This window comes from Tepidimonas thermarum (assembly GCF_007556705.1).
Lineage (GTDB): Bacteria > Pseudomonadota > Gammaproteobacteria > Burkholderiales > Burkholderiaceae_C > Tepidimonas > Tepidimonas thermarum.
Genome location: NZ_VJOL01000003.1, coordinates 1 through 24,958 on the forward strand (window position 1 = coordinate 1; position 24,958 = coordinate 24,958).

At 69.4% G+C, this 24,958-nt stretch carries 24 protein-coding genes; 21 read left to right on the top strand and 3 right to left on the bottom strand.

The features are described from left to right. Window positions 1-228 precede the first annotated feature (228 nt). Entirely contained in the window at window positions 229-849 is a 621-nt protein-coding gene (locus Tther_RS01415; RefSeq protein WP_143900136.1) for a lytic transglycosylase domain-containing protein, read from the top strand. A gap of 33 nt (window positions 850-882) precedes the next feature. Here the strand turns inward: Tther_RS01415 and ppsR are convergent, their stop codons facing one another. After that, entirely contained in the window at window positions 883-1,701 is an 819-nt protein-coding gene (gene ppsR, locus Tther_RS01420; RefSeq protein WP_143900138.1) for a posphoenolpyruvate synthetase regulatory kinase/phosphorylase PpsR, read from the bottom strand. Window positions 1,702-1,919: 218 nt separating this feature from the next. On the opposite strand from ppsR, the gene ppsA reads away from it, so the two are divergent. Genes ppsA through Tther_RS01445 form a run of 6 tightly spaced genes read left to right on the top strand, consistent with a single transcriptional unit; the run spans window position 1,920 to window position 9,932 of the window. Continuing rightward, complete coding sequence (ppsA, locus tag Tther_RS01425; protein ID WP_143900140.1) at window positions 1,920-4,313, top strand: phosphoenolpyruvate synthase; 2,394 nt, start codon at window positions 1,920-1,922, stop codon at window positions 4,311-4,313. Between the two features lie 30 nt (window positions 4,314-4,343). After that, the gene (locus Tther_RS01430) at window positions 4,344-4,553 is read left to right on the top strand and encodes a hypothetical protein (RefSeq protein ID WP_143900143.1); all 210 of its coding nucleotides are present in this window, start codon (window positions 4,344-4,346) and stop codon (window positions 4,551-4,553) included. Window positions 4,554-4,575: 22 nt separating this feature from the next. Beyond that, window positions 4,576-5,037 carry an SLC5/6 family protein gene (locus tag Tther_RS13400; protein ID WP_246098859.1) on the top strand — a complete coding sequence of 154 codons (462 nt, stop codon included), beginning with the start codon at window positions 4,576-4,578 and terminating at the stop codon, window positions 5,035-5,037. Continuing rightward, window positions 5,004-7,376 (top strand): ATP-binding protein, encoded by a 2,373-nt coding sequence (locus Tther_RS01435; RefSeq protein WP_246098860.1) that lies wholly within the window; start codon window positions 5,004-5,006, stop codon window positions 7,374-7,376. The genes Tther_RS13400 and Tther_RS01435 overlap by 34 nt, the downstream gene beginning before the upstream one ends. After that, window positions 7,348-7,722 (top strand): response regulator transcription factor, encoded by a 375-nt coding sequence (locus Tther_RS01440; RefSeq protein WP_143900145.1) that lies wholly within the window; start codon window positions 7,348-7,350, stop codon window positions 7,720-7,722. Before Tther_RS01435 ends, Tther_RS01440 begins: the two co-directional genes overlap by 29 nt. Then, the gene (locus Tther_RS01445; RefSeq protein ID WP_246098861.1) at window positions 7,719-9,932 is read left to right on the top strand and encodes a 3'-5' exonuclease; all 2,214 of its coding nucleotides are present in this window, start codon (window positions 7,719-7,721) and stop codon (window positions 9,930-9,932) included. Before Tther_RS01440 ends, Tther_RS01445 begins: the two co-directional genes overlap by 4 nt. Window positions 9,933-9,961: 29 nt before the next feature. Here the strand turns inward: Tther_RS01445 and Tther_RS01450 are convergent, their stop codons facing one another. Continuing rightward, window positions 9,962-11,422, bottom strand: coding sequence for a putative nucleotidyltransferase substrate binding domain-containing protein (locus Tther_RS01450; RefSeq protein ID WP_143900147.1), 1,461 nt, complete (start codon window positions 11,420-11,422; stop codon window positions 9,962-9,964). 113 nt (window positions 11,423-11,535) lie between these two features. On the opposite strand from Tther_RS01450, the gene Tther_RS01455 reads away from it, so the two are divergent. The 5 genes from Tther_RS01455 to rplI all read left to right on the top strand — a co-directional run bounded on the left by Tther_RS01455 (window position 11,536) and on the right by rplI (window position 15,127). Then, window positions 11,536-13,629: a sodium:solute symporter family protein gene (locus Tther_RS01455; protein ID WP_143900149.1), complete on the top strand. Its 2,094-nt coding sequence runs from the start codon at window positions 11,536-11,538 to the stop codon at window positions 13,627-13,629. Between the two features lie 63 nt (window positions 13,630-13,692). After that, window positions 13,693-14,055, top strand: a complete 363-nt coding sequence (gene rpsF, locus Tther_RS01460) for a 30S ribosomal protein S6 (protein WP_143900151.1) — start codon at window positions 13,693-13,695, stop codon at window positions 14,053-14,055. Further along, window positions 14,052-14,369 (top strand): primosomal replication protein N, encoded by a 318-nt coding sequence (gene priB / locus Tther_RS01465; protein WP_281280146.1) that lies wholly within the window; start codon window positions 14,052-14,054, stop codon window positions 14,367-14,369. Before rpsF ends, priB begins: the two co-directional genes overlap by 4 nt. Before the next feature lie 9 nt (window positions 14,370-14,378). After that, a complete protein-coding gene (rpsR, locus tag Tther_RS01470; RefSeq protein ID WP_143900154.1) occupies window positions 14,379-14,660 on the top strand; it encodes a 30S ribosomal protein S18 in 282 nt (93 codons plus the stop codon). Window positions 14,661-14,674: 14 nt separating this feature from the next. Continuing rightward, window positions 14,675-15,127 carry a 50S ribosomal protein L9 gene (rplI, locus tag Tther_RS01475; RefSeq protein WP_143900156.1) on the top strand — a complete coding sequence of 151 codons (453 nt, stop codon included), beginning with the start codon at window positions 14,675-14,677 and terminating at the stop codon, window positions 15,125-15,127. Window positions 15,128-15,275: 148 nt separating this feature from the next. Here the strand turns inward: rplI and Tther_RS01480 are convergent, their stop codons facing one another. Next, window positions 15,276-16,100: an outer membrane protein assembly factor BamD gene (locus Tther_RS01480; RefSeq protein WP_143900158.1), complete on the bottom strand. Its 825-nt coding sequence runs from the start codon at window positions 16,098-16,100 to the stop codon at window positions 15,276-15,278. A 36-nt stretch (window positions 16,101-16,136) separates the two neighbouring features. On the opposite strand from Tther_RS01480, the gene Tther_RS01485 reads away from it, so the two are divergent. The 9 genes from Tther_RS01485 to hisS all read left to right on the top strand — a co-directional run bounded on the left by Tther_RS01485 (window position 16,137) and on the right by hisS (window position 24,903). Beyond that, the gene (locus Tther_RS01485) at window positions 16,137-17,219 is read left to right on the top strand and encodes an RluA family pseudouridine synthase (protein ID WP_143900160.1); all 1,083 of its coding nucleotides are present in this window, start codon (window positions 16,137-16,139) and stop codon (window positions 17,217-17,219) included. After that, on the top strand, window positions 17,216-17,842 hold the full coding sequence (gene scpB, locus Tther_RS01490; RefSeq protein ID WP_143900162.1) for an SMC-Scp complex subunit ScpB: 627 nt from the start codon (window positions 17,216-17,218) through the stop codon (window positions 17,840-17,842). Before Tther_RS01485 ends, scpB begins: the two co-directional genes overlap by 4 nt. Next, entirely contained in the window at window positions 17,839-18,852 is a 1,014-nt protein-coding gene (gene rluB, locus Tther_RS01495) for a 23S rRNA pseudouridine(2605) synthase RluB (RefSeq protein ID WP_143900164.1), read from the top strand. The genes scpB and rluB overlap by 4 nt, the downstream gene beginning before the upstream one ends. A 39-nt stretch (window positions 18,853-18,891) precedes the next feature. Continuing rightward, window positions 18,892-19,317 carry a nucleoside-diphosphate kinase gene (gene ndk / locus Tther_RS01500; RefSeq protein ID WP_143900166.1) on the top strand — a complete coding sequence of 142 codons (426 nt, stop codon included), beginning with the start codon at window positions 18,892-18,894 and terminating at the stop codon, window positions 19,315-19,317. Window positions 19,318-19,324: 7 nt separating this feature from the next. After that, complete coding sequence (gene rlmN / locus Tther_RS01505) at window positions 19,325-20,479, top strand: dual-specificity RNA methyltransferase RlmN (protein WP_143900168.1); 1,155 nt, start codon at window positions 19,325-19,327, stop codon at window positions 20,477-20,479. Continuing rightward, window positions 20,476-21,300, top strand: a complete 825-nt coding sequence (pilW, locus tag Tther_RS01510; protein ID WP_143900170.1) for a type IV pilus biogenesis/stability protein PilW — start codon at window positions 20,476-20,478, stop codon at window positions 21,298-21,300. Before rlmN ends, pilW begins: the two co-directional genes overlap by 4 nt. Beyond that, window positions 21,293-22,222: a helix-turn-helix domain-containing protein gene (locus Tther_RS01515; protein WP_143900172.1), complete on the top strand. Its 930-nt coding sequence runs from the start codon at window positions 21,293-21,295 to the stop codon at window positions 22,220-22,222. The genes pilW and Tther_RS01515 overlap by 8 nt, the downstream gene beginning before the upstream one ends. Window positions 22,223-22,227: 5 nt before the next feature. Continuing rightward, window positions 22,228-23,526, top strand: coding sequence for a flavodoxin-dependent (E)-4-hydroxy-3-methylbut-2-enyl-diphosphate synthase (gene ispG, locus Tther_RS01520; RefSeq protein ID WP_143900174.1), 1,299 nt, complete (start codon window positions 22,228-22,230; stop codon window positions 23,524-23,526). A gap of 66 nt (window positions 23,527-23,592) precedes the next feature. Continuing rightward, window positions 23,593-24,903: a histidine--tRNA ligase gene (gene hisS, locus Tther_RS01525; RefSeq protein ID WP_143900176.1), complete on the top strand. Its 1,311-nt coding sequence runs from the start codon at window positions 23,593-23,595 to the stop codon at window positions 24,901-24,903. Window positions 24,904-24,958: the final 55 nt, after the last annotated feature.

Here is a 24,958-nt window from a genome sequence, read left to right on the forward strand (position 1 = left end):
AGCAAGATCGCATAAGCGGCTTCCAAGGGGTTGGTTTCGACTCGTATTGCCATGAGGGTTACACTCCTTTCTCGAAGTCATGGCGTCAGACCCACCCTCGCGCTGTCTGCTGGGCGGGGAGCGTAGGCGCGTAGCGCCGGAGATCCCCGCCCAGCAGACAACCGGCAAAATGGAATTTACAGAAAGAACGATACACAACTTGATCCTGCGCGCGCTGCCGCAGCCGGCATGGCGCTGTTGCGGCTGGCCGCGCAGGGCGGGCATGCGGGCGCGGCGGCGCTGTTGGCCCAGTGGCCCACGCCGGTGACGGGGCCTGGGGGGGTGGATGATCTGCCGGCGTGTCTGGCTGGCGGCGACCCGCCCCTCCTGGCCGATGCGATGCCGGCACCCCCGGTGGCGCAGCCCATTGCGCACGAGGTGGTGGAAGATTTCGTGGCCGCTTTGCCGACGCACAAACGGCGCCATGCCCGCCTCATTCAGCGCCTGGCGCCGGGCTTTGCCGTGGATGGGCGGCTGGCGCTGGCCGTGGCGCGGGCCGAGTCCAATTTCGAGGCGGACGCCGTATCGGCGCGCAACGCGCAGGGGCTCATGCAGTTGATCCCGGAGACGGCCGAGCGCTTTGGGGTGCGCAACCCGTTCGATCCCGAGCAAAACGTGCGGGCGGGGCTGTCCTACCTGCGCTGGCTGCTCGACCGCTTTGGCGGCGACGTCGCGCTCGTGAGTGCCGCCTACAACGCCGGTGAGGGCGTGGTGGAGCGCTACGGCGGCGTGCCGCCGTATCCGGAAACCCGCGCCTATGTGCAGCGCGTGCTGCGGTGGTACGGTGCGCCCCGCCACGCGGAGCCGTGACCTTCTGGGCGGGGTGGGTTGCGCCGGGGGCGCTTAGCGCGCGGTGCCTGCCTCCAGGTCCTGGCGGATGATGGTGGCGATTTCCTCGATCGATTTGTGGGTGGTGGACAGGATGCGGATGCCGGCGCGGCGCATCAGCGACTCGGCCTCGCGCACCTCGTAGCGGCAATTTTCCAGGCTGGCGTAGCGCGAATGCGGCCGGCGTTCGTGGCGGATCTCGCTCAGGCGCTGGGGGTCGATCGTCAGCCCGAACAGCTTTTTCTTGTGCGGCAACAGCGCTGGCGGCAGTTGGCGGCGCTCGAAATCCTCCGGAATCAGCGGGTAGTTCGAGGCCTTGAGGCCAAACTGCATCGCCAGATACAGCGAGGTCGGCGTTTTGCCGCTGCGGCTCACCCCTACCAGGATGACGTCCGATTTTTCCAGGTTGTCGTTGGTTTGGCCATCGTCGTGCTCCAGGGTGAAGTTGATGGCCTCGATGCGGTCGTGGTACTCGCGGCTCTTGGTCACGTCCGAGAAACGCCCGACGCGGTGGTTGGACTTCATGCCCAATTCGTGCTCCAGCGGGGCGATGAAGGTGCCGAACATGTCGATGAGCATGCCCTGGCAGTGCTGGCGCAGCACCTGCAGCACCTCCATGTTGACCACGGTGGTGAACACCAGGGGACGCTTGCCGTCGACGTCGGCGGCGTGGTTGATCTGCCGCACCGCCTGGTGCGCCTTGTCCGCGTTGTCCACGAAAGGCAGCCGCACGCGCTTGGGGCGGATTTCGAATTGTTTGAGCAGCGCATCGGCAAAGGTTTCGGCGGTGATGCCGGTGCCATCCGAGACGAAAAATGCGGTGCGGTTGGGCATGGTGGGCGGACGGTGGGCAGTTACGACGGTGGGCCCCCGGCGCCGGGCGGCTGCGCTGCCGGCCGGGCGGGGCGGGAATTTACAATCGGGGCATTATCGCCATGACGCGGGCGGGCACGGCCAGCTGTCCGCCACGCGCTGCCGCGGTGGCCACCCACAACGACAAGCAAGCGCCCCGGGCCGCGAGCCGGTTTTTCAACATCGTGGAGTCTGCAACCATGTCCGATCGTTTCCCTCCCGACGCCCTGGTGGTGCCATTCGAGCAGCTGCGCATGGCCGACGTCGACATCGTGGGCGGTAAAAACGCCAGCCTGGGCGAGATGATTTCGCAACTGCCGCAAGGGGTGCGCGTGCCCACGGGCTTTGCCACCACGGCGCACGCCTTCCGCGAATTCCTCAAGCACGGCGGCTTGGACGAACGCATCCATGCCAAGCTGGCGGCGCTGGACGCCGATGACGTCAAGGCCCTGGCCGCCACCGGGGCCGACATCCGCGCCATGGTCGAGGCGCAGCCGTTCCCGCCGGCGCTGGAGGCCGCGATCCGTGAGGCCTACGCGCGGCTCGACGGCGGCGCCAACGCCAGCTACGCGGTGCGGTCCTCGGCCACCGCCGAGGATTTGCCCGATGCGTCCTTCGCCGGTCAGCAGGAAACCTTCCTCAACGTCGTCGGGGTGGAGCACATCCTGCACAAGATCAAAGAGGTTTTCGCCAGCCTCTACAACGACCGTGCGATCAGCTACCGCGTGCACAAGGGGTTTGCGCACAGCGAGGTCGCGCTCTCCGCCGGGGTGCAGCGCATGGTGCGCTCCGATCTTGGCGCCTCGGGGGTGATGTTCACCATCGACACCGAAAGCGGCTTCGAGGACGTGGTGTTCATCACCGCCAGCTACGGCCTGGGCGAAACCGTGGTGCAAGGCGCGGTCAACCCGGATGAGTTCTACGTCCACAAACCCATGCTCCAAGCGGGCAAGCAGGCGTTGATCCGGCGCAACCTGGGCAGCAAGCTCATCCAAATGGTGTTTGCCACCCCCGAGGAAAAGGCCGCCGGTGGCAAGCTGGTCAAGACGGTGGATGTGCCCGTGGAGCTGCGCAACCGCTACAGCCTGACCGATGCCGAGGTGCTCGAGCTGGCGCGCTACGCCCTGATCATCGAGCAGCACTATGGCCGGCCGATGGACATCGAGTGGGGCAAGGATGGCGTGGACGGGCACATCTACATCCTGCAGGCGCGCCCCGAGACGGTCAAGAGCCAGTCCAGCGGGCAGGTGGAGCTGCGCTACAAGCTCAAGGCCAAGGGGCCGGTGCTGGCCAGCGGCCGGGCCATCGGGCAAAAAATCGGTACCGGCAAGGTGCGCATCGTGCACGCGATCACCGAAATGGACAAGGTGCAGCCCGGTGATGTGCTGGTCACCGACATGACCGACCCCAACTGGGAGCCGATCATGAAGCGCGCCAGCGCCATCGTCACCAACCGGGGTGGGCGCACCTGCCACGCCGCCATCATCGCGCGCGAGCTGGGCATTCCGGCGGTCGTCGGCTGCGGCAACGCCACCGAGACGCTCAAGGACGGTCAGCTGGTCACCGTCAGCTGCGCCGAAGGCGACACCGGCCACATCTACGAGGGGCTGCTGGAGACCGAAGTCACCGAGGTCAAGCGCGGCGAGATGCCCGAGCTGCCGGTCAAGATCATGATGAACGTGGGCAATCCCCAGCTGGCGTTCGACTTTGCCCAGATCCCCAACGCCGGGGTGGGGCTGGCGCGCCTGGAGTTCATCATCAACAACAACATCGGCGTGCACCCCAAGGCGATCCTGAACTATCCGCAGATCGACGCGGACCTCAAGCGCGCGGTCGAGTCCGCGGCCCGCGGCCATGCCAGCCCGCGCGCCTTCTACGTGGACAAGGTGGCCGAGGGCGTGGCGACCATTGCCGCCGCGTTTTGGCCGCGGCCGGTCATCGTGCGCCTGTCGGACTTCAAGAGCAACGAGTACCGCAAGCTCATCGGCGGCAGCCGCTACGAGCCCGACGAGGAAAACCCGATGCTGGGCTTTCGCGGCGCGGCACGCTACATCAGCGACGACTTTGCCGAGGCGTTTGCGATGGAGGTCGAGGCCCTGCGGCGCGTGCGCCACGACATGGGCCTGACCAACGTGCAGGTGATGGTGCCGTTCGTGCGCACGCTGGCGCAGGCGCAGCGCGTCACCGAGCTGCTGGCGGCCATGGGCCTCAAGCGCGGTGAGCACGATCTCAAGCTCATCATGATGTGCGAGATCCCGAGCAACGCCATCCTGGCCGAGCAGTTCCTGCAGTACTTCGATGGCTTCTCGATCGGCTCCAACGACCTGACCCAGCTCACCCTGGGGTTGGACCGCGACTCGGGCCTGGAGCTGCTGGCGCACGACTTCGACGAGCGCGACCCGGCGGTGCTCGCGCTCATCGAGCGCGCGATCGACGCCTGCCGCGCGCAGGGCAAGTACATCGGCATTTGCGGGCAGGGCCCCAGCGACCACCCGGACTTTGCGCGCTGGCTCATGGACAAGGGGATCAGCTCGATTTCGCTCAACCCCGACACGGTGGTCGATACCTGGCACCGGCTGGCCTCGGCCGGCTAAGCACGGCCGCCCGTCCCCGCGCCCACGGCCATGCGTGCCCTTGACCCCTCGCCCGAGACGCCGCGGCTGTGGGCGCTGTTTGCCCTGGGGGCGCTGGCGTTGCACTTCCCGCTGCTGGGGGTGTGGGTCTTTTGGGCCGAGCGGGCCGGGGCGGCGGCACCCTTCGTCGTGGCGTTGTTTGGCGTGTGGGCCGCGCTCATCGGCGCGCTGGCCTGGATGATGGAGCGCACGCCGGATTGAGCGCCGGCGGCGGAGTCGGTCGATGTCGCCCGCCCTCGTCATCGCCGCCGCCTTTGCCTATCTCGGGTTGCTGTTTGCCATCGCGCACTGGGCGGATGCGCGCGCGCGCAGCGGCCGCTCGGTCATCGGCAGCGCATGGGTCTATGCGCTGTCGATGGCGGTGTACTGCACGGCCTGGACCTACTTCGGCAGCGTCGGGCGCGCCGCCAGCGGCGGGCTGTGGTTTTTGCCAATCTACCTGGGGCCCACGCTGGCCATGGTGCTGGGCTGGACGGTGCTGCGCAAGATGGTGCGCATCGCCCGCACCTACCGCATCACCACGATTGCCGACTTCATCGGCAGCCGCCATGGCAAAAGCCAGGCGCTGGCCGGTTGGGTCACGCTCATCACCGTCGTGGGGATCGTGCCCTACATCGCCTTGCAGCTCAAGGCGATTGCGGTGCCTACGCGGTGGTCACCGAGGGGGCCGCGCACGCCACACTGAACACGCCCTGGTGGCGCGACAGCACGCTCTACCTCGCGCTCGGGTTGGCGGCGTTTACCATGGCCTTTGGTGTGCGGCATTGGGACGGCACCGAACGCCACGAGGGCATGGTGGCCGCCATCGCCTTCGAGTCGCTGGTCAAGCTGGTGGCGTTTGTGGCCGTGGGCGCATTCGTCACCTGGGGGCTGTTCGACGGGTGGGACGACCTGGTGGCGCGCGCCAACCAGGTCCCGGCGCTGGCGCAGCGGCTGCGCCTGGATGACGCGGCGGGCTTTGCCTGGTCGAGCTGGCTGGCCCTGACCGTGCTGGCCGGGCTGTCGGTGCTGTTGCTGCCGCGCCAGTTTCAGGTCATGGTGGTGGAGGCGGTGGACGAGCGGCACATCCGCCGCGCCGCCTGGGTGTTTCCGCTCTACCTGTGGCTGATCAACCTGTTCGTGCTGCCGATTGCGCTGGCCGGGCTGCTGTGGTTCGGGCTCGATTCGGCCGAAGCGGAGATTTTCGTGCTGCGCCTGCCCCAGGCCGCGGGGGCCGAGGGCTTGCTGCTGCTGGCCTTCATCGGCGGGCTGTCGGCCGCCACGGGGATGGTGATCGTGGAGACGATCGCCGTGGCCACCATGGTGTGCAACGACTTGGTGCTGCCCGGGTGGCTGCGGTACGGCAGCGGCCCACGCGCCCCGGCGGACCTCACGCGCCTGATCCTGCGCATCCGGCGTGGCGCCATTCTCGTCCTGTTGCTGCTGGGCTATGGCTACTACCGCGTCGCGGGCGATGCGTATGCGCTGGTCAGCATCGGCCTCATCAGCTTTGCGGCGGTGGCCCAGTTTGCCCCCGCGCTGCTGGGCGGCATGTACTGGCGCGGGGCCAGCCGCGACGGTGCCCTGGCCGGGTTGGTCGGCGGCTTTGCCGTGTGGGCCTACACGCTGATGCTGCCGTCGCTGGCCAAATCGGGCTGGCTGCCCGCGTCGTTCGTGACCGCCGGGCCGTGGGGCATCGACTGGCTGCGGCCCGAGGCGCTGCTGGGCCTGCACGGGCTGGACCACCTGACCCACGCGCTGTTTTGGAGCCTGCTGGTCAACATCGGCCTGTACGTGGGGGTGTCGCTGGCGCGCCCGCCTGGCGCGGCCGAGACCAGCCAGGCGCTGCTGTTCGTCGATGCCCTGCGCCACCGCGCGGGCGATCAGCCGCCGGTCTTCTGGCGCGGCCAGGCGTCGCTGCCGGCCTTGCAGGCCGTGCTGGCGCGGGTGTTGGGGGCGCAGCGCGCGCACGAGCTGCTGCAGGAGCAGGCCCGCGCGCGCGGCGTGCCGTTGGCCGCATTGCCTGCCGATGCCGCTCTCGTGCACTGGGTGGAAACGCAGCTCGCTGGCGCGGTGGGCAGCGCGTCGGCGCGCTCGCTGGTGGCCTCGGTGGTCGAGGAGCAGCCGTTGCGGGTGGAGGACGTGCTCGATATCCTGCGCGAAACCGGGCGGCTGCGCGCGCTGTCGCAGGCCTTGGAGGAAAAATCGCGTTCGCTCGAGCGCGCCACTGCCGAGTTGCGCGCGGCCAACGAGCGGCTGCAGGAGCTCGACCGCCTCAAGGACGATTTCATGTCATCGGTCACGCACGAACTGCGCACGCCCTTGACCTCGATCAGGGCGCTGTCGGAAATCATGCGGGACGATCCCCAAATGGACGTGGCGCAGCGCGAGCAGTTTTTGGGGATCGTGGTGGCCGAGAGCGAGCGCCTGAGCCGTCTGGTCAACCAGGTGCTGGACCTGGCCAAGATCGAATCCGGGCACGCCAGTTGGCGCGACGAAGCGCTGGATCTGCGGGCGGTGGTGGAGCAGGCCGCCCGTGCCGCCGAGCCGCTGCTGCACGAGCGCGGCGCGCAGCTGGTGTTGGAACTGCCCGCGCAGCCCCTGCCCGTGCGCGCCGACGCCGACCGGCTGCAGCAGGTGCTGATGAACCTGCTGTCCAACGCGGCCAAGTTCGTCCCCGCCGGGCGCGGCCAGGTACGCCTGTGCGCACGGCCCACGCGGGCCGATGATGGCACCCCCTGGGCGACGGTGGAAGTGCACGACAACGGTCCGGGCGTGCCGCTGGCGGAGCAGGCGGTGATTTTTGAAAAATTCCGGCAAGGCGGCGACGCCCTCGAGCGACCGCCGGGCACAGGCCTGGGGCTGCCGATCAGCCGCCGCATCGTGGAGCATTTGGGCGGCCGCCTGTGGCTGCGCTCCACGCCCGGGCAGGGCGCGTGCTTTGGCTTTGATTTGCCCCTGTGGCCTGATGCGCCGCCCGCCAGCCCGCAACCGCATGCAGAGGAGAACCGAACCGATGAGCAAACGCGTCCTGATCGTCGATGACGAGCCCAATATCCTGATTTCGCTGGAATTTTTGATGAAGCGGGAGGGCTATGAGGTGCAGGTCGCGCGCGACGGCGAAGAGGGCCTGGCGCTGGCCACCGCGTGGCGGCCCGATGTGGTGCTGCTCGATGTGATGATGCCGCGCAAAAACGGCTTTGACGTCTGTCAGGCGATCCGCGCCGACGCGGCGCTGGCGGGCGTGCGCATCGTCATGCTCACCGCCAAGGGGCGCGACACGGATGTGGCCAAGGGGCTGGCGCTGGGGGCCGATGCCTACCTGACCAAGCCCTTTTCGACGCAGGACCTGGTGCGCCGCGTGCGCGAACTGGTGGGAGAAGCCGTGTGAGGCGCCGCATCGACCCGCGCTTGTGGTGGCTGCTCGGGGGGGCGGCGGCGGTCTCGCTCGCGTGGTTGGGCGTGACGGTGGGGCTGATCGCGGTCACGCTCGAGCCCGAGGCACGCACGCGCATGCTCGATTTGCTGGGGGACCGCTGGGGCTTCGTGCTGCTGATGTGGCTCGTGGGCATGGGGGCGATTGCGTGGGGCCTGCAGCGTGCCTTCGACGTCGGGGTGCACCCGTGGCGCCGTCTGGCCGAGGAGGCCCAGGTGTTGCTGACCGCGGAAGGTGCGCCGTCCCTGCGCGAGCGCGGCCCAGCCGAGGTGCGGCGGGTGGCGCGGCTGTTCAACCAGCTCGTGCAACAGCGCGAGGCGTGGTGCGCGCAGGTCAACGAGCGCGTAAGGGAGGCAGCGCGCAGCATCGAGCAGGAAAAGACACGCCTGGCGGCGCTGATGGCCGAGCTCACGCAAAGCGTGGTGGTGTGCAACCTGGATGGGCGCATTCTGCTCTACAACAACCGCGCCCGGTTGCAGTTTCGCGCCCTGTCGCAGGCCCCGACGCTGGCCGGCGGCAGCGAGCTCATCGGGCTTGGGCGCTCGATCTACACCGTGCTCGATCGCGCGCTCATCGCCCATGCCCTGGAGCGCATCGGCCAGCGCCTGCGGCGCGGCGCCGCCCATCCGAGCGCGCAGTTCGTCACCGCCACGCGCAGCGGGCAACTGTTGCGCGTGCAGGTGGCGCCGGTGCGGCAGGTCGAGGGTGGGCAGGGGGGCGAGGGGGCGTGCGCGGAGCTCGCCGGCTTCGTCCTCGTGCTGGACAACATCACGCGCGATCACGAGCAGGCGGCGCAGCGCGAGCGGCTCTGGCTCGAACTCACCGAAGGCGCCCGCCGCGCGCTGGCCAACGTCCAAGCGGCGCTGGAGGTGCTGGAGCTGCCCGACGCCGAGCCGGCGCTGCGCGAGCGCCTGTTGGGCGTGGTGCGCGCCGAGGTGCAGGGGCTGGGCGAGCGGGTGCAGCGGGCGGTTGCCGAGGGCGCACAGGACTGGGGCAGCCAGTGGCCGATGGAGGACATGCTGGGGGCTGACCTGCTTGCCGCGATCGAGCGCCGGCTGGCGGATAGCGCCGGTTTGCGCGTGACGCTCGCTGCGGTCGATGCCGAGGTCTGGTTGCGCATCGAGAGCTTCGCCCTCATCCAGGCTGTGGTCTACCTGGCGCGGCGGCTGCACAGCGAATGCGGCATCGACGCCATCACCTTGCGGCTGCAGCCCGCGCCGCCCGCGGCGCAGCGCGGCGGTGCCCACGTCCACCTCGACGTGGCCTGGCCGGCGCCCGCCGGCGAGGCGTCGATCGCGGGCCTCATGGGCTGGGAGGTGGACCCGATGCACATGGGCGACGGGGGCATTGCCGCCAGCGTGCGCGATGTCGTCGAGCGGCACGGGGGCGCGCTGTGGGTGGAAGCCAACCCCGCCGCGGGCGAGGCGTGCTTTCGGCTGCTGTTGCCGGCCATCGAGCCCGCCGAGCCTGCCGAGATGGCAGCGACGCTGGTGCGCACGGAAAGCCGGCCCGAATACTACGATTTCGATCTGTTTCGGTCATCGCCCGCGACGCAGGCGCTCGATGACGTGCCGTTGACCGACTTGGTCTACACCGTCTTCGACACCGAAACCACGGGCCTCAACCCGTCCGAGGGCGATGAAATCATCCAAATCGGCGCCACCCGCATCGTCAACGGCAAGCTGCTGCGGCACGAGAGCTTCGAGCAACTCGTCAACCCGCGCCGTCCGATCCCGCGCGAGTCCATCCCTATCCATGGCATCACGCCCGAGATGGTGGCCGATCAGCCCGACATCACCGAGGTGCTGCCGGCGTTTCACGCCTTTGCGCGCGACACCGTCCTGGTCGCGCACAACGCGGCGTTCGACATGCGGTTTTTGCAGCTCAAGGAGCGCGCCACCGGGTTGAAGTTCGACCACCCGGTGCTCGACACGCTGCTGTTGTCGGCGGTGGTGCATCCGGCGCAGCCGTCGCACCGCCTGGAGGAGATTGCCGCGCGCTTTGGCATTGCGGTGATCGGTCGCCACACGGCGCTGGGCGACGCCTTCGTCACCGCCGAGGTGCTATTGCGCCTGATCCCGCTGCTGCAGGCGCAGGGCATACGCACCCTGGGCGAGGCGCGGCGCGCCGCCGAGCGCACCTACTACGCGCGGCTGACCTACTGAAACACACACTTGCGGCGTTGCGCTGGGGGTCAAAAGCGTCCGGCCAGGTAGCGCTTTTCCAGCACGCCCTGCAAATCCTTGACCACGGCAAAGGCATCTTTGAGGTGGCGCCGCTCGAGCTCGGAGAGCTCTTGCAGGTGCAGGTAGTTGTCGGCCGGGCGCCCCTCGGCCATCAGGCGCGCCTGGTGCTCGATGCGCAGGCCGCTCAGAAAATCCAGGGCATCGATGAGGTCGCGCGCGCGCGCGGCCGTGATTTCGCCGCTGCTGGCGGCGGCTTGCAGCCGCTCGCGCGTGCTCACCGCGGTGATGCCGCCCGCCAGCGCGTAGATGCGCGCCAAGTCGATGATGGGCACGATGCCGCTGTGCTTGAGATCGACCGTGCCCTCGTGTTCGCCGCTGCGGATGGTGTGGATGCCGCCCAGCCAGCCCAGCGGTGGCTGGTGGGTCAGCGCGTTGCTCACCATGTGGGCCAGAAAGATGCGCTGCCCCGGTGTGCGGCGCAGCACCTCGGCGCGCAGGCTCTCGAGCAGCGCACGCTCGCCATAGACGAAGCGCTGGTCGAAGAACACACAGGTCAGCATCAGCGCCTTGGGCTCCGGGCGCTCGATCCACTGATGAAAGTACTCGCGCCAGCGTGCATGGGGCTGACGCCAGGCGTCGGTCATGGCCATCATCTCGCCCGGGCAATAGACGTAGCCGCAGGCATTGAGGCCGTCGCACACGAAGCGCGCCAGCGCCTCGAAATAGTCGCCATGCTGCGCAGGGTCGTAGCCGTCGTCGAGCACCAGGCAGTTGTCCTGATCGGACTTGGCGGTCTGCTCGTTGCGGCCCTGCGATCCCGCGGCCACCCAGGCGTAGGGCACCGGCGGCGGCCCAAAGCGCGCCTCGGCCAGCTGCAGCAGGCGCGAGGTCAGCGCATCCGTCATGGCCGACACCAGGCGTCCGGTGGCGTGCGGGCTGGCATGCGCGGCGGCGAGCTGGCGCTGCAACGCACCGATGCGCGCCGCCGTGGCCACGAGGCCGTCCACGGTGTCCTGCCGGTAGATGGCGCCGGCCAGGTAGACTGCCGAATTGCTTTGCTGCTGTTGCACATCGGTGCTGGTGATGACGCCAGCCACCCGCGGTCCGTCCATGACCGGGACGTGGTGGATGTTGAGGCGCGCCATGAGCAGCAGCGCATCGAAGGCGTGGTCGCCAATGTCCACCGTGTGCAGCGTGGTGGTGGCGATGGCCATGATCGGCTGCGCCGGATCGCGGCCCTCGGCCAGCACGCGGTTGCGCAGATCGCGGTCGGTGACCAGCCCCAGCGGGATGCCATCACGCCCCACCAGCACCGAGGAGACGCGCTGCTCGCGCATGATGCGCGCCGTGGCGTGTATCGACAGCTCGGGCTCGACCATGACCGGGGGGCGCCGCAGCAGTGCCCGCACCGGCGTCGCCGTCCATGACAGGGAGTCGTCGGTGGGTCGCGAGGTGTTGGAGGTATCCATGGGCCGGGCGCAAAAACCGCTACCATCGCATGGTAAATCGGGCTTACGTCCTCCCGACCACGGCACGGGAGCGTGTTGTTGCGTTACGTCAAGCCCCGCCGCTGCCCTCGTCCATGTCCACGTCGCCCGAGTCGTCGCTGCGCCGCTTTCTGGACCGCGCCTACCTGCGGTTTGCGCTCGGCTTCGTCGCCTTCGTGCTGTTGTTGGGCTGGCTGGAACGCTTGGGGTGGTCGCGCACGGCCATCGGACTGACGTTTTTGCTCGCCACGCTTGCGGTGTACGCGACGATCGGCATCATCACCCGCACCATCGACCCCATCGAGTACTACGTGGCGGGGCGGCGCGTGCCGGCGTTTTACAACGGCATGGCGCTGGCGGCCGACTGGCTCTCGGCCGCGTCGTTCCTGGGGCTGGCCGGGACGCTGTACCTGCAGGGCTTCAACGGGCTGGCCTTCGTGCTGGGCTGGACGGGCGGCTTTGTGCTGGTGGCCTTGTTTTTGGCGCCGTACCTGCGGCAGTTTGGCCAGTTCACCATCCCCGATTTTTTGGCCGAGCGCTACGGCGGCGCGCTGCCGCGCGTGTTCGGCGTGGTGGCGCTGCTGCTGTGCTCGTTCGTGTACGTGGTGGCGCAAATCTACGGCGTGGGGTTGATCACCTCCCGTCTGACCGGGCTGGCGTTCGAGGTGGGCGTGTTTCTGGGCCTGGGCGGCATATTGGTGTGCTCCTTTTTGGGCGGCATGCGGGCCATCACCTGGACCCAGGTGGCGCAGTACATCGTGCTCATGGTGGCTTTTGTGACGCCGGTGGTGTGGTTGTCGGTCAAGCAGACCGGCTGGCTGCTGCCGCAGCTGTCGTATGGCGCCCAGCTGCAAAAAGTGACCGAGCGCGAGCGGGCGCTGGCCGCCACCCCGGAGGAGGTGCACGTTCAGCGCATTTGGAGCCACCAGGCGCAGGTGTTGCGCGAACGCTTGCGCGACCCGGCCGCAGCGTTGGAGCGCGAGCGCGCGCGCGCCGAAGAGCACCTCGAGGCGCTGCGCCGCATCGATGCGGATCCAGCCGATCTTGCGCAGGCCGAGCGGGCGCTGTCGCGCCTGCCGCGCGACGTGGCGAGTGCGCGCGCGCTGTGGATGCAGCAGCTCGAACACGCGCAGGCCATGGCCGCCACGCTGGGCGGGATGCCGTCGCATGCCGAGCCTTACACCACCGCGATCGCGGCTGCGGGCGCGCAGGCACCGCCGGATGAGCGTGCGCGGCGCAATTTTTTGGCGCTGGTGTTTTGCTTGGTCGTGGGCACCGCGGCCTTGCCGCACCTGCTGGTGCGCTTCTACACCGTCCCCAGCGTGCGCCAGGCGCGCCTGTCGGTGGCCTGGGGGGCTGGGTTCATCGCGTTGCTCTACCTCACGGCCCCGGCGTTGGCGGTGCTGGTCAAGTACGAGGTGCTCGCCGGCTTGGTCGGGACCCGTTTCGACGCGCTGCCGTCATGGGTGAGTGCGTGGAGCCGGGTCGATCCGGGGCTGCTGTCGGTGCGCGACCTCAACCGCGATGGGGTGGTGCAGCTCGGTGAAATCAGCATCGGCCCCGACATCATCGTGCTGGCGGCGGCCGAAATCGCGGGCTTGCCCTACGTGGTGGCAGCGCTGGTGGCGGCGGGCGGCTTGGCCGCGGCCCTGTCCACCGCGGACGGGTTGCTGCTGGCCATCACCAGCGCGCTCAGCCACGATCTGTACTACAAAACCCTCGACCCGCATGCCGACACCGCGCGGCGCGTCACGCTCTCCAAAGTGCTGCTGCTGGTGGTGGCGCTGCTGGCGGCCTACATCGCCGCGCAAAAGCCGGCCGATATATTGTTTCTCGTCTCCGCGGCGTTTTCGCTGGCGGCGGCGGCGTTTTTCCCGGCGCTGGTGCTGGGCATTTTTTGGTCGCGCATCAATGCAGCCGGGGCGCTGTGTGGCATGGCGGCGGGGCTGGGGGTGACGCTGTACTACATGGCCACCACCCAGCCGTGGCTGCGCGCGGTGCTGGGGCTGGCGGGCGAGCCGCGCCTGTGGTGGGACATTCAGCCCATTGCGGCGGGCGTCTTTGGCGTCCCCGTGGGAGCGGCGGTGATGGTGCTGGTCAGCCTGATGACGCCGGCGCCCCCGCCGGCGCAACGGGCCTGGGTGCGGCGGCTGCGCTCGCCCGCAACGGCGGCGGCCGAAAAGCTATAATGCTTGGCTTCCTTGCCACACCCAAGCGACGCTGGGGTGGCAGTTGTTCCATAAGGAGAGTTCATGCGTCACTACGAAATCGTCATGCTGATCCACCCGGATCAAAGCGAGCAGGTGCCCGCCATGCTGGAGCGCTACAAGGGCATGATCACGGCCGGCGGTGGCATCATCCACCGCGTCGAAGACTGGGGCCGTCGCCAGCTGGCCTACCAGATCAACAAGCTGTCCAAGGCCCACTACCTGTGCCTCAACATCGAGGCCGGGCAGGAGGTCATGAACGAGCTCGAGCACGCCTTCCGCTTCAACGACGCCGTGCTGCGTCACCTGGTGGTCCACAAGAAGAAGGCGGAGACTGGCCCGTCGCCGATGATGAAGGCCGTCGAGCGCGAAGAGGCCCGCAAGGCGCAGCAGGAAGCCGCTGCTTGACCTTGTTCGGGGCGATCGCGTCACCCGTCAATCGCCTGGAGCTCGTGGCCACGCTGGCGCAATGCGCGCCCATGCGCTACACGCCGGCCGGCATCCCGGCGCTGGACCTGTGGCTGGAACATGCGTCCGAGCAGGTCGAAGCCGGCTACCCCAGGCAGGTGGCCCTGCGTCTGAAGGCGGTCGCGTTTGGCGCGCAAGCCGAACGCCTGGCTGCCCAAGCGCTGGGGACGGCGCTGTGGTGGACGGGGTTCATGTCGTCCGCCCGGCGAGGCAACGGGGTCGTCTTTCACGTCCAGGATTTCAAACCGATTTAGGAAACCATCATGGCTGCACCGCAACGCAACAACCCAGGCAACCGCACCAAGCGCGCCAGCAACAACCTGCTGTTCAAGCGCAAGAAGTTCTGCCGCTTCACCGTCGCCGGCGTCGAAGAGGTGGACTACAAGGACATCGACACGCTCAAAGAGTTCATTGCCGAAAACGGCAAGATCATTCCGGCCCGCCTGACCGGCACGCGCGCGATTTACCAACGCCAAGTCGCCACCGCCATCAAGCGCGCCCGTTTCCTGGCGCTGCTGCCCTACACCGACCAGCACCGCGTCTGAAGGAGCCCGAGAACATGCAAGTCATTCTGCTCGATAAGGTCGTCAACCTCGGCAACCTCGGCGATATCGTCAGGGTCAAGGACGGCTACGCCCGCAATTTCCTGATTCCCACCGGTCGTGCGCGCCGCGCCACCCAGGCGGCCATCGACGAGTTCAACGCGCGCCGCGCCGAGCTCGAGCGTGTGGCCGCGGCCAAGTTGGCCGAAGCCAAGGCGTTGGGCGAAAAATTGCAGGGCTACACGGTCAAACTGTCGCAAAAGGCGGGTGTGGACGGCCGGCTGTTTGGCTCGGTCACCAACCACGACATCGCCGCGGAGCTGACCAAGGCCGGCTTCCCCGTGGCCAAGGCCCAGGTGCGCATGCCCAACGGTGTGCTCAAGATGGTGGGCGACTACACCGTGTCGGTGGCGCTGCACACCGATGTGGTGGTGGACGTCAACGTCCAGGTGTTGGGCGAGACCGTCTGATCACCCCGGCCCCCCGCGGGGCCGCTCTGCGCGCACCTACACGCGCCCATCCAAGACGCAGGGCCGCCGTTGGGCGGCCCTCGTCGCTTGGGCGGCAAGCGCACTGGGTGGACAGCGCGCCTGTGGGCGATTACGCGGTGGACGGCGCTTACCAGAGCTTCCACCACGGCCCGCTGTCGCGGCGCAAGCCGTGCGTGAGAAAGCCGCTGGCCGGAAAGTTGGCCTCGAGCACGCGGCGCGCATCGCGCGCCTGGTCGGCCATGTCCAGCGCTTCGTACGATTTCATCAGAATGTAGAGCGCTTCTTCTGCCGCGGGGACGTTTTGGTAGTCCTGCAGCGCGGTTTGTGCGCGGTTGATGGCGGCGACGTAGGCGCCGCGCCGGTAGTAGTAGCGCGCCACGTGCACCTCGTACTGCGCCAGGGCATTGACGATGTAGGTCATGCGCTGGCGGGCGTCGGGGGCGTAGCGCGAATCGGGGAAGCGCTCGACCAGCTCCTTGAACGCTTCAAACGAGTCCTTGGCCGCCTTTTGGTCGCGCTCGGAGAGATCCTGCTGCGAGATGAAGCCAAACAGGCCCAGGTTGTCGTTGAAGTTCACCAGCCCTTTGAGGTAGAGCGCGTAATCGAGCGCCGGGCTGGCCGGGTGGAGCTTGATGAAGCGATCCAGCGTGGCGATGGCCTGGGCCTGCTCGCCGTTTTTGTAGTGGGCATAGGCCTTTTCCAGCTGCGCCTGTTGCGCCAGTGGGGTGCCGGCGGCGCGGCCCTCGAGTTTTTCGAACAGCTGGATTGCCTTGTCGTAGTTGCCCGCGTTGCGCTCGTCCATCGCTTCGGCGTAGAGCTTGTTGGGGCTCCAGCCCGCGGTGACGTCTTTTTCGGGGCCGCTGGCGCAGCCTGCCAACAGGGCCAGGCCCAGCGCAAGGGCGGACAGGGTGGGCGCGCGCAGGCGATCGGCGGATAATCGTTGGGTCTTCATTGGGCGCCCCTCAGGCGCGCTGCCGCAGCAGCAAACATGGTGTCAAAAATTATAGAGGTCGATGGCGATACCGCCGCGCCCGTTGGCCTGCCTGACGACGATGGCGGCGAGCCCGAGGCCGGCGCCGAGTGGCGTCGCTTCGACGTCGGTGCCGACGGCCACGGCGAGCGGCTCGACCGCTGGCTGGCGGCGCGCGTGCCCGAGGTCTCGCGCAGCTACCTGCAACAGCTGATTGCCGATGGGGCGGTGTGCCTGGATGGCGTGCCGCTGGCCAAGGCGGCGCGGCGCTTGCGCGTGGGCGAGTCGGTGGCGGTCGAGCTGCGCCCCACGGCGCATGCGCGCGCCTTCGTGCCGCAGCCGATGGCGCTGAACGTCGTCTACGAGGACGCGCACCTGCTCGTGATCGACAAACCCGCGGGCCTGGTGGTGCACCCGGCCGCCGGCAACTGGTCGGGCACGCTGCTCAACGGCCTGCTGGCGCACCACGAGGCGGCCGCGCGGCTGCCACGCGCGGGCATCGTGCACCGGCTCGACAAGGACACCAGCGGCCTGATGGTCGTGGCCAAGACCCCGCAGGCGTACGATCAGCTGGTGGCGATGATCGCGCAGCGCACCGTACGGCGCATCTACGTCGCCCTGGTGCGCGGGCCCTGGCGCCATGCCGATGCGGTGTGCATCGACCAGCCGATCGGGCGTGACCCGCGCAACCGGCTGCGCATGGCGGTGCACACGGCCGCCAGCGGCGCGGCCAAGCCGGCGCGCACCGACGTCCGGCGCCTGGATGGCGGCGCCGGCGCCCAGCCCGACTGGGCGCTGGTGGGGTGTCGGCTGCACACCGGCCGCACGCACCAGATCCGCGTGCACCTGGCGTGGCTGGGGCATGCGCTGGTGGGGGATACCCTCTACGGGGGGTGCGAGGCGCTGGGCCTGCGGCGGCAGGCCCTGCACGCGACGCGCCTTGGGCTGCAGCACCCGCTGGACGGGCGCTGGCTGGCGTTCGAGAGCGCGTTGCCGGCCGACATGGCCGCGGCCACCGCGGCTGCGGGCCTGCACTACAATCCCGCGCTCCTGTGGGCCGCCCGGCCCGACGGCGGGGAGCCTGTCTACGAGAGCGAATGAACACGAGCGACGCGCGCCGCATTCTGGAGACCGCGCTGTTGTGCGCGGCGCAGCCCCTGTCGCTGCGCGAGCTTGGCGCGCTGTTCGATGGCGCCGTGGCGCCCGACACGCTGCGGCGGCTGTTGGCCGATGTGCAACGGGCCTGGGCCGACCGCGGCCTGGAGCTGGTGTGCGTGGCCAGCGGCTGGCGCTTTCAAAGCCGGCCGCAGATGCGGCCCTTTTTGGAGCGGCTCAACCCCGAAAAGCCGCCGCGCTACAGCCGCGCCGTGCTCGAGACGCTGGCGATCATCGCCTACCGGCAGCCCGTCACGCGTGGCGACATGGAAGAAATCCGCGGCGTGACGATCGGCAGCCAAATCCTCAAGCAGCTCGAAGACCGCGGCTGGATCGAGGTGATCGGCCACCGCGAAACCGTGGGCCGGCCGGCGCTGTATGCGACGACGCGGCAGTTTCTCGATGACCTGGGGCTGGCCTCGCTCGATCAGCTGCCGGCGCTCGAGGACGCCGGCGCCGAGGCGCCCGGCGCGATCGCGCTGGCGCTGGAGGCACAGGCCGACAGCCCGCCCGCAACCGCCACCCCTGAGGCGGCGCCCGACGCCGCCGCGAACGAAAGACCTGCATGAAAAAAGCCCCCCCATCCGACCGACCGCCCCGGCGTGACGCCGCCACGCCGACCTCGGCGCGCCGACCCCCGGCCCGGCGCGGCGCGGCGGCGCCCACCGCCGTGCCCCCCCGTACGGCCGCCGCGCCCGCCTCGGTCAAGCTGCAACGCGTGCTGGCGCAGGCGGGGCTGGGGTCGCGCGCCGACATGGAGCAGGCGATTGCCGCTGGCCGCGTCACCGTCAATGGCGACGCGGCGCACATTGGCCAGCGCGTCCGCGCCGGCGACGTGGTCAAGTTCGACGGGCGGCTGGTGCGCTGGCAGGCCCAGCCGACCCGGCTGCCGCGGGTGCTGGCCTACCACAAGCCCACGGGTGAGGTGGTGACCCTGGACGACCCCGACAACCGTCCCACGGTGTTTCGGCAGCTGCCGCGGCTGCGCAGCGGCAAGTGGATGGCGGTGGGCCGGCTCGACATCAACACCGAGGGTTTGCTGCTGTTCACCGATTCTGGTGAGCTGGCCAATCGCCTGATGCACCCGCGCTTTGGGCTCGAGCGCGAGTACGCGGTGCGCGTGCTGGGCGCGCTGTCCGCGGAAGAACGCCAGCGCCTGCTGGAAGGCGTGGCGCTGGAGGACGGCCCGGCGCAATTTCGCTCACTGGAGGAGGGCGGCGGCGACGGCGCCAACCGCTGGTACCGCGTGACGATTGCCGAGGGGCGCAACCGCGAGGTGCGGCGCATGTTCGAGGCCGTGGGCCACGCGGTCAGCCGCTTGATACGGGTGCGCTACGGGGCGGTGGCGCTGCCGCGCGGCCTGCGCCGCGGCGCTTTCGTGGAACTCGAGCCGCGCGCCGTGGTCGAGCTGATGCAGGCCGCGGGCGTGCCGCTGCCGTTGCCCCCGACACCCCCCCGGCGGCGCGCCGGCCCGCCACGGGGCGCCGGCCCGCGCCCGAGCCGACCGCCCGCTCCCGAACGCGGGGCGCGTGCGTCGGGCGCACGCGCCCCGCAACCAACGCGGCGCCGCAACGGCTAAAATCGCAGGTTTTGTCTATCATCCCAATCCAATTTCATCATGGCCATCGAACGCACCCTGTCCATCATCAAGCCCGACGCCGTTGCCAAGAACGTCATCGGCCAGATCTACAGCCGCTTCGAGGCCGCCGGTCTCAAGATCGTCGCGGCCAAGATGGTGCATTTGTCGCGCCGCGAAGCCGAGCAGTTCTACGCCGTGCACAAGGATCGCCCGTTCTTCAAGGATTTGGTGGACTTCATGGTGTCCGGCCCGGTCATGGTCCAGGTGCTCGAAGGTGAAAACGCCATCGCCAAGAACCGCGAACTCATGGGCGCCACCGACCCCAAGAAAGCCGCCCCGGGCACCATCCGCGCCGATTTCGCCGACAGCATCGATGCCAACGCGGTGCACGGCTCCGACGCGCCCGAGACCGCCGCTGTCGAAGTGGCGTTCTTCTTCCCGGGCATGAACATCTACGCGCGCTGACCATGCCATGACGGCCAATTTGCTCGATTACGACCTCGAGGGGTTGGCCGCCTTTTGCGAGCGGCTCGGACACAAGCGCTTTCGCGCCGTCCAGCTCTTTCGCTGGATTCACCAGAAAGGCGTCGCGCGCTTCGAGGACATGACCGACCTCGCGCGCGACCTGCGCGAGCGGCTGCCGACCGTGGCGCGCATCCAGGGCCTGCCGGTGCTGGCCGAGCAGGCTTCTGCCGACGGCACCATCAAATGGTTGTTCGACGTCGGCGACGGCAATGCCGTCGAAGCGGTCTACATCCCGGAAGACGACCGCGGCACGCTGTGTGTGTCCAGCCAGGCGGGTTGCGCCATCGGTTGCCGCTTTTGCTCCACGGGCCACCAGGGCTTTAGCCGCAACCTGACCACGGGTGAAATCGTCGCGCAGCTCTGGTACGCCGAGCACGAGCTGCGGCGCCGCCGGGGCACGGGCGAGCGCGTCATCTCCAACGTCGTCATGATGGGCATGGGCGAGCCGCTGCAAAACTACCACGCCCTCGTGCCGGCGCTGCGCGTGATGCTCGACGATCACGGCTACGGTCTGTCGCGGCGGCGCGTGACGGTGTCCACCTCGGGCGTGGTACCGATGATGGAGCGCTTGGCGCAGGACTGCCCGGTCGCGTTGGCGGTGTCGCTGCATGCGCCCAGCGATGCGTTGCGTGACGAGCTGGTCCCGCTCAACCGCAAATACCCGTTGCGCGAACTGCTCGACGCCTGCCTGGCCTACCTGCCGGCGGCGCCGCGCGACTTCATCACCTTCGAGTACTGCATGCTCGACGGCATCAACGACACGCCACAACACGCCCAGGAGCTGATCGCGCTGCTGCGCGGCCACGCCGGGCGGGGGGTGCCGTGCAAGCTCAACCTGATTCCGTTCAACCCGTTTCCCGCGTCGGGTCTGAAGCGCTCCCCCCGCGCTGCGGTCAAGGCGTTTGCCGACCAGCTCAACGCGGCGGGCATCGTCACCACCATCCGCAAAACCCGTGGCGACGACATCGATGCGGCGTGCGGGCAGCTCGCGGGTGACGTGCTCGACCGCACCCGCGCCGCCGAGCGCCTGGCGCGGCGGCGCGAGCGGCTCGCGGTGGTGCGCGTGCACCGCGCCGAGCGGACCGTGGAGGGGCAGGCATGACGGGACAGCCCGGCTGGGGGACGCGCGCGCTGCTCGTGGCCTGGGCCGCGCTGGTGCTGGGCAGCCTCCTTGGCGGTTGCGCGGGTGGTCTGCCCGCCACGGGTGCGACCGGGGGCCGCGATTGGGTCACCGAATCGGACGAGCCGCAGGCGCGCAAGCGCGCCCGCACGCGGCTCGAACTGGCTGCCGGCTATTTCGAGCAGGGCCAGGTCACCGTCGCCCTGGACGAGGTCAAGCAGGCCATCCAGATCGATCCCACCTATGCCGCGGCCTTCAACCTGCGCGGCTTGATCTACACCCAGTTGCGCGACCTGCCGCTGGCCGAGGAGAGTTTTCAGCAGGCGCTGCGGCTCGACCCGCGCGACGGCGACACGTGGCACAACCTGGGCTGGATGTATTGCCAGGACGCACGCTACCCGGCGGCGATCGACGCCTTCCGGCGCGCGTTGGACGCCCCGGCTTACCGCTCGCCCGCGCGCACCTGGATGGCGATGGGCGTGTGCCAGGCGCGGGCCGGACAGGCGGACGCGGGCGAGCGCAGTTTGCTGCGCGCTTTCGAGCTCGACCCTGGCCATCCGGTGGTGCTGTACAACCTGGCGCTGCTGCTGTATCAGCGCGGCGATGCAGAGCGGGCGCGTTTCTTCATCCGGCGCCTCAACAATTCGGAGTGGGCCAACGCCGAATCGCTGTGGCTGGGCATCAAGATCGAAAACCGGTTGCAAAACCGGGTGGCGGCCGACCAGTTGGGCGAGCAGCTCAAGCGCCGCTTCCCCGGTTCGCGCGAGGCGGGGGCATACGAACGGGGGGCGTTCGATGAGTGAGCCAGAGGCATCGACCAGCGCGCAGACCGCCGGCGCCCAGCTGCGCCAGGCGCGTGAGGCCGCCGGGCTGCACATCGCCACCTTGGCCGCGACCTTGAAGGTCCCCGTGCAGCGGCTCGAGGCGCTCGAGGCCGGCCAACACGATGCCCTGCCCGGCGGTGTGCCGTTTGCGCGCGCGCTGGCCCTGAGCGTGTGCCGGGTGCTCAAGGTCGATCCGGCGCCGGTGCTCGAGGCCTTGCCGGCGGGCCCAGCGCCGCGCCTGCAGCCGGCCAGTGGTTCGCTGGACGCCCCGCTGCCGCGCGAGGCCGCTGCGCCCATGCTGGGGGAGCGCCGGGCGGGGCTTCCCTCCGTGCCGGTGCTGATCGCGCTCGCGCTCATCGCGCTGGCCGTCGTGCTGTGGTTCGTTTTGCCCCCTGCCGAGCCGCAGGAGGCCGCCACGGTGGCGGTGACAGCGCCACTCGCGGCGCAGGAAAGCACGTCCACCGCACCTGCGGCGGCGCAGGGCTTGGGTGGGGCCGCGCCGGACGCGCCCACCGCCACGCCAACGCCAACGCCAGCGCCGCCAGCGGCCCCCGACAGCGGCGCTGCGTCGGTTGGCACGATGCCGGCCCCGGCGCAGGCTGCGCCCGGCGCGGCCACCGGCCCAACGGCTGGCACGGCGGGTGCCGACGCCCCGGCGGCTGCCAACGGCGTGCTGGAGCTGCGCGCCAGCGCGCCGAGCTGGATCCAGGTCGTCGGCGCGTCCGGCAAGGTCTGGTTGCAGCGCAGTGTGCAACCGGGGGAGGCGGTGCGGTTCGACGCCGACTTGCCACTGGCCGTGACGGTGGGGCGCGCCGATGCCACCCAGGTCGTGGTGCGCGGGCAACCGTTCGACCTGGCGCCTGTGACCCGCAACAACGTGGCCCGTTTCGAGGTTCGCTGATCGCCATGAATGCCATTGATCCTGTGCCGCCGACGACGGCTGATGCCGACGCCCAGCCGATCCCGTTGGGGGCGGCGGCGCCACGCCGCTCACGCCAGGGTGTGGTGGCGTGGGGCGACCACCGGGTCACGGTGGGCGGCGACGCGCCGGTGCGGGTGCAGTCGATGACCAACACCGAAACCGCCGACGTCATCGCCACGGCCATCCAGGTCAAGGAACTGGCGCTGGCCGGCTCGGAGTTGGTGCGCATCACCGTCAACGACGACGAGGCCGCGCGGGCCGTGCCGCACATTCGCGAGCAGCTCGACCGCATGGGCGTGTCGGTGCCGCTGATTGGCGACTTCCATTTCAACGGGCACCGCTTGCTCGCCGACCACCCCGCGATGGCGCAGGCGCTGTCCAAATACCGCATCAACCCGGGCAACGTCGGGCGCGGCGACAAAAAAGACCGGCAGTTTGCGCAGATGATCGAGGCTGCCCTGCGCTGGGGGCGCCCGGTGCGCATCGGCGTCAACTGGGGCAGTCTGGACCAGGAGCTGCTGGCCGATCTGATGGACGCCAACGCCCGCCGCCGCCAGCCCTGGGATGCGCGCCAAGTGATGTACGAGGCCTTGATCACCTCGGCCCTGGCCTCGGCGCAGCGCGCGGTCGAGCTCGGCATGGCCCCTGAGGATGTGGTGTTGTCGTGCAAGGTCAGCCAGGTGCAGGACCTGATTGCCGTCTACCAGGAGCTGGCGCGCCGCTGCGACCATCCGCTGCACCTGGGGCTGACCGAGGCGGGCATGGGCACCAAGGGCACCGTGGCCTCGACGGCGGCGCTGGCGGTGCTGTTGCAGCAGGGCATCGGTGACACCATCCGGGTCAGCCTCACCCCCCAGCCGGGCGAGTCGCGCACGCAGGAGGTGGTGGTGGCGCTGGAGATTTTGCAGGCGCTGGGGCTGCGCGCCTTCGTGCCCAGCGTGACCGCCTGTCCCGGCTGCGGCCGCACCACCAGCACGGTGTTTCAGGAGCTGGCCAAGCAGATCGACGACCACCTGCGCGCGGCGATGCCGGTGTGGCGCAGCCGCTACCCGGGCGTGGAGCGGCTCAAAGTCGCCGTCATGGGCTGCATCGTCAACGGGCCGGGCGAGAGCAAGCACGCCGACATCGGCATCAGCCTGCCCGGCACCGGCGAGGCCCCGGCCGCTCCGGTGTACGTGGACGGCCAAAAGGTCGCCACACTGCGCGGTGAGCGCATTGCCGAGGAGTTTCGCCACATCGTCGAGGACTATGTGGCGCGGCGCTTTGGTACCGGCGCTGGTTGAGCCAGCCGTCACCCGATCGCGATTGCGGCCCCGCGCGCTGGCGCGGTGGCATTTCCCGAGACCAATATGACCGAAAGAATCACCGCCGTCAAAGGCATGAACGACATCGCGCCGCCGGATTCGGCGCACTGGGAGTGGCTGGAGGCGCGCGTGCGCGCGCTGCTGGCGCGCTATGGCTACCGCAACGTTCGCACACCCATCGTCGAGCCCTTGGCGCTGTTCGTGCGCGGCTTGGGCGAGGTCACCGACATCGTCGAGAAGGAGATGTACGCCTTCGAGGACCGCCTCAACGGCGAGCAGCTGGCGCTGCGGCCGGAAGGCACGGCCGGTGTGGTGCGCGCGGTGGTGGAGCACAACCTGCTCTACGATGGCCCCAAGCGGCTGTACTACATGGGGCCGATGTTTCGGCACGAGCGCCCGCAACGGGGGCGCTACCGGCAGTTCCATCAAATCGGCGTCGAGGCACTGGGCCTGGCAGGCCCCGAGGCGGATGTCGAGCTCATCACGCTGGCGGCCGACCTGTGGCGCGAGCTGGATCTGCAGGACGTAACGCTGGAGCTCAACACCCTGGGGCAGCCGGCCGAGCGGCAGGCGCACCGGCAGGCGCTCATCGCGTATTTCGAGCAGCACCGCGACCAGCTCGACGAGGACGCACGTCGGCGCCTCTACACCAACCCGCTGCGCATCCTGGACACCAAAAACCCGCAGATGCAGGCGCTGGTGGAGGCGGCCCCCAAGCTGCTCGACCACCTGGGCGCCCACTCGCGCGCGCACTTCGAGACCGTGTGCGCGCTGCTGCAGGCCCAGGGCATCGCCTACCGGGTCAACCCGCGCCTGGTGCGCGGCCTGGACTACTACCACCACACGGTGTTCGAGTTCGTCACCACCTCGCTGGGTGCGCAAGGCACGGTGTGCGCCGGGGGGCGCTACGATGGGCTGGTGGCCGAGCTCGGCGGCAAGGCTGCGCCGGGGGTGGGCTGGGCGCTGGGTGTCGAGCGCATCCTGGAGCTGCTCAAGGCCCAGCAGCGCTTGCCCGCCGCCCCCGTGCCCGACGTGTACGCCATCGTGCCCGACGCGCAGGCGTGGCCGACCGTGCTGCCGGTGTTGCGGACCTTGCGCGCCGCCGGCCTGCAGGTGCTCATGCACGCGAGCACGCCCGACGGGCTGGGCAGCATGAAATCGCAATTCAAAAAAGCCGACGCCAGCGGCGCGCGCTACGCGCTCATCTTCGGTGCCGATGAGCTGGCGGCCGCGCAGGTGGCGGTCAAGCCGCTGCGTGAGGGCCTGGCCGGGGACGTCACGCACCAAGTGACGCTGCCGCTGGCCGAGGCCGCCGCTTGGGCGGCACGGCTGCGCCCGGCCCACGCCCCACGCTGACGCGCCCAAGACGCCCGGCGCCGCCAGGCGTCCTCGGAGCGGGCGAACCGGCGCC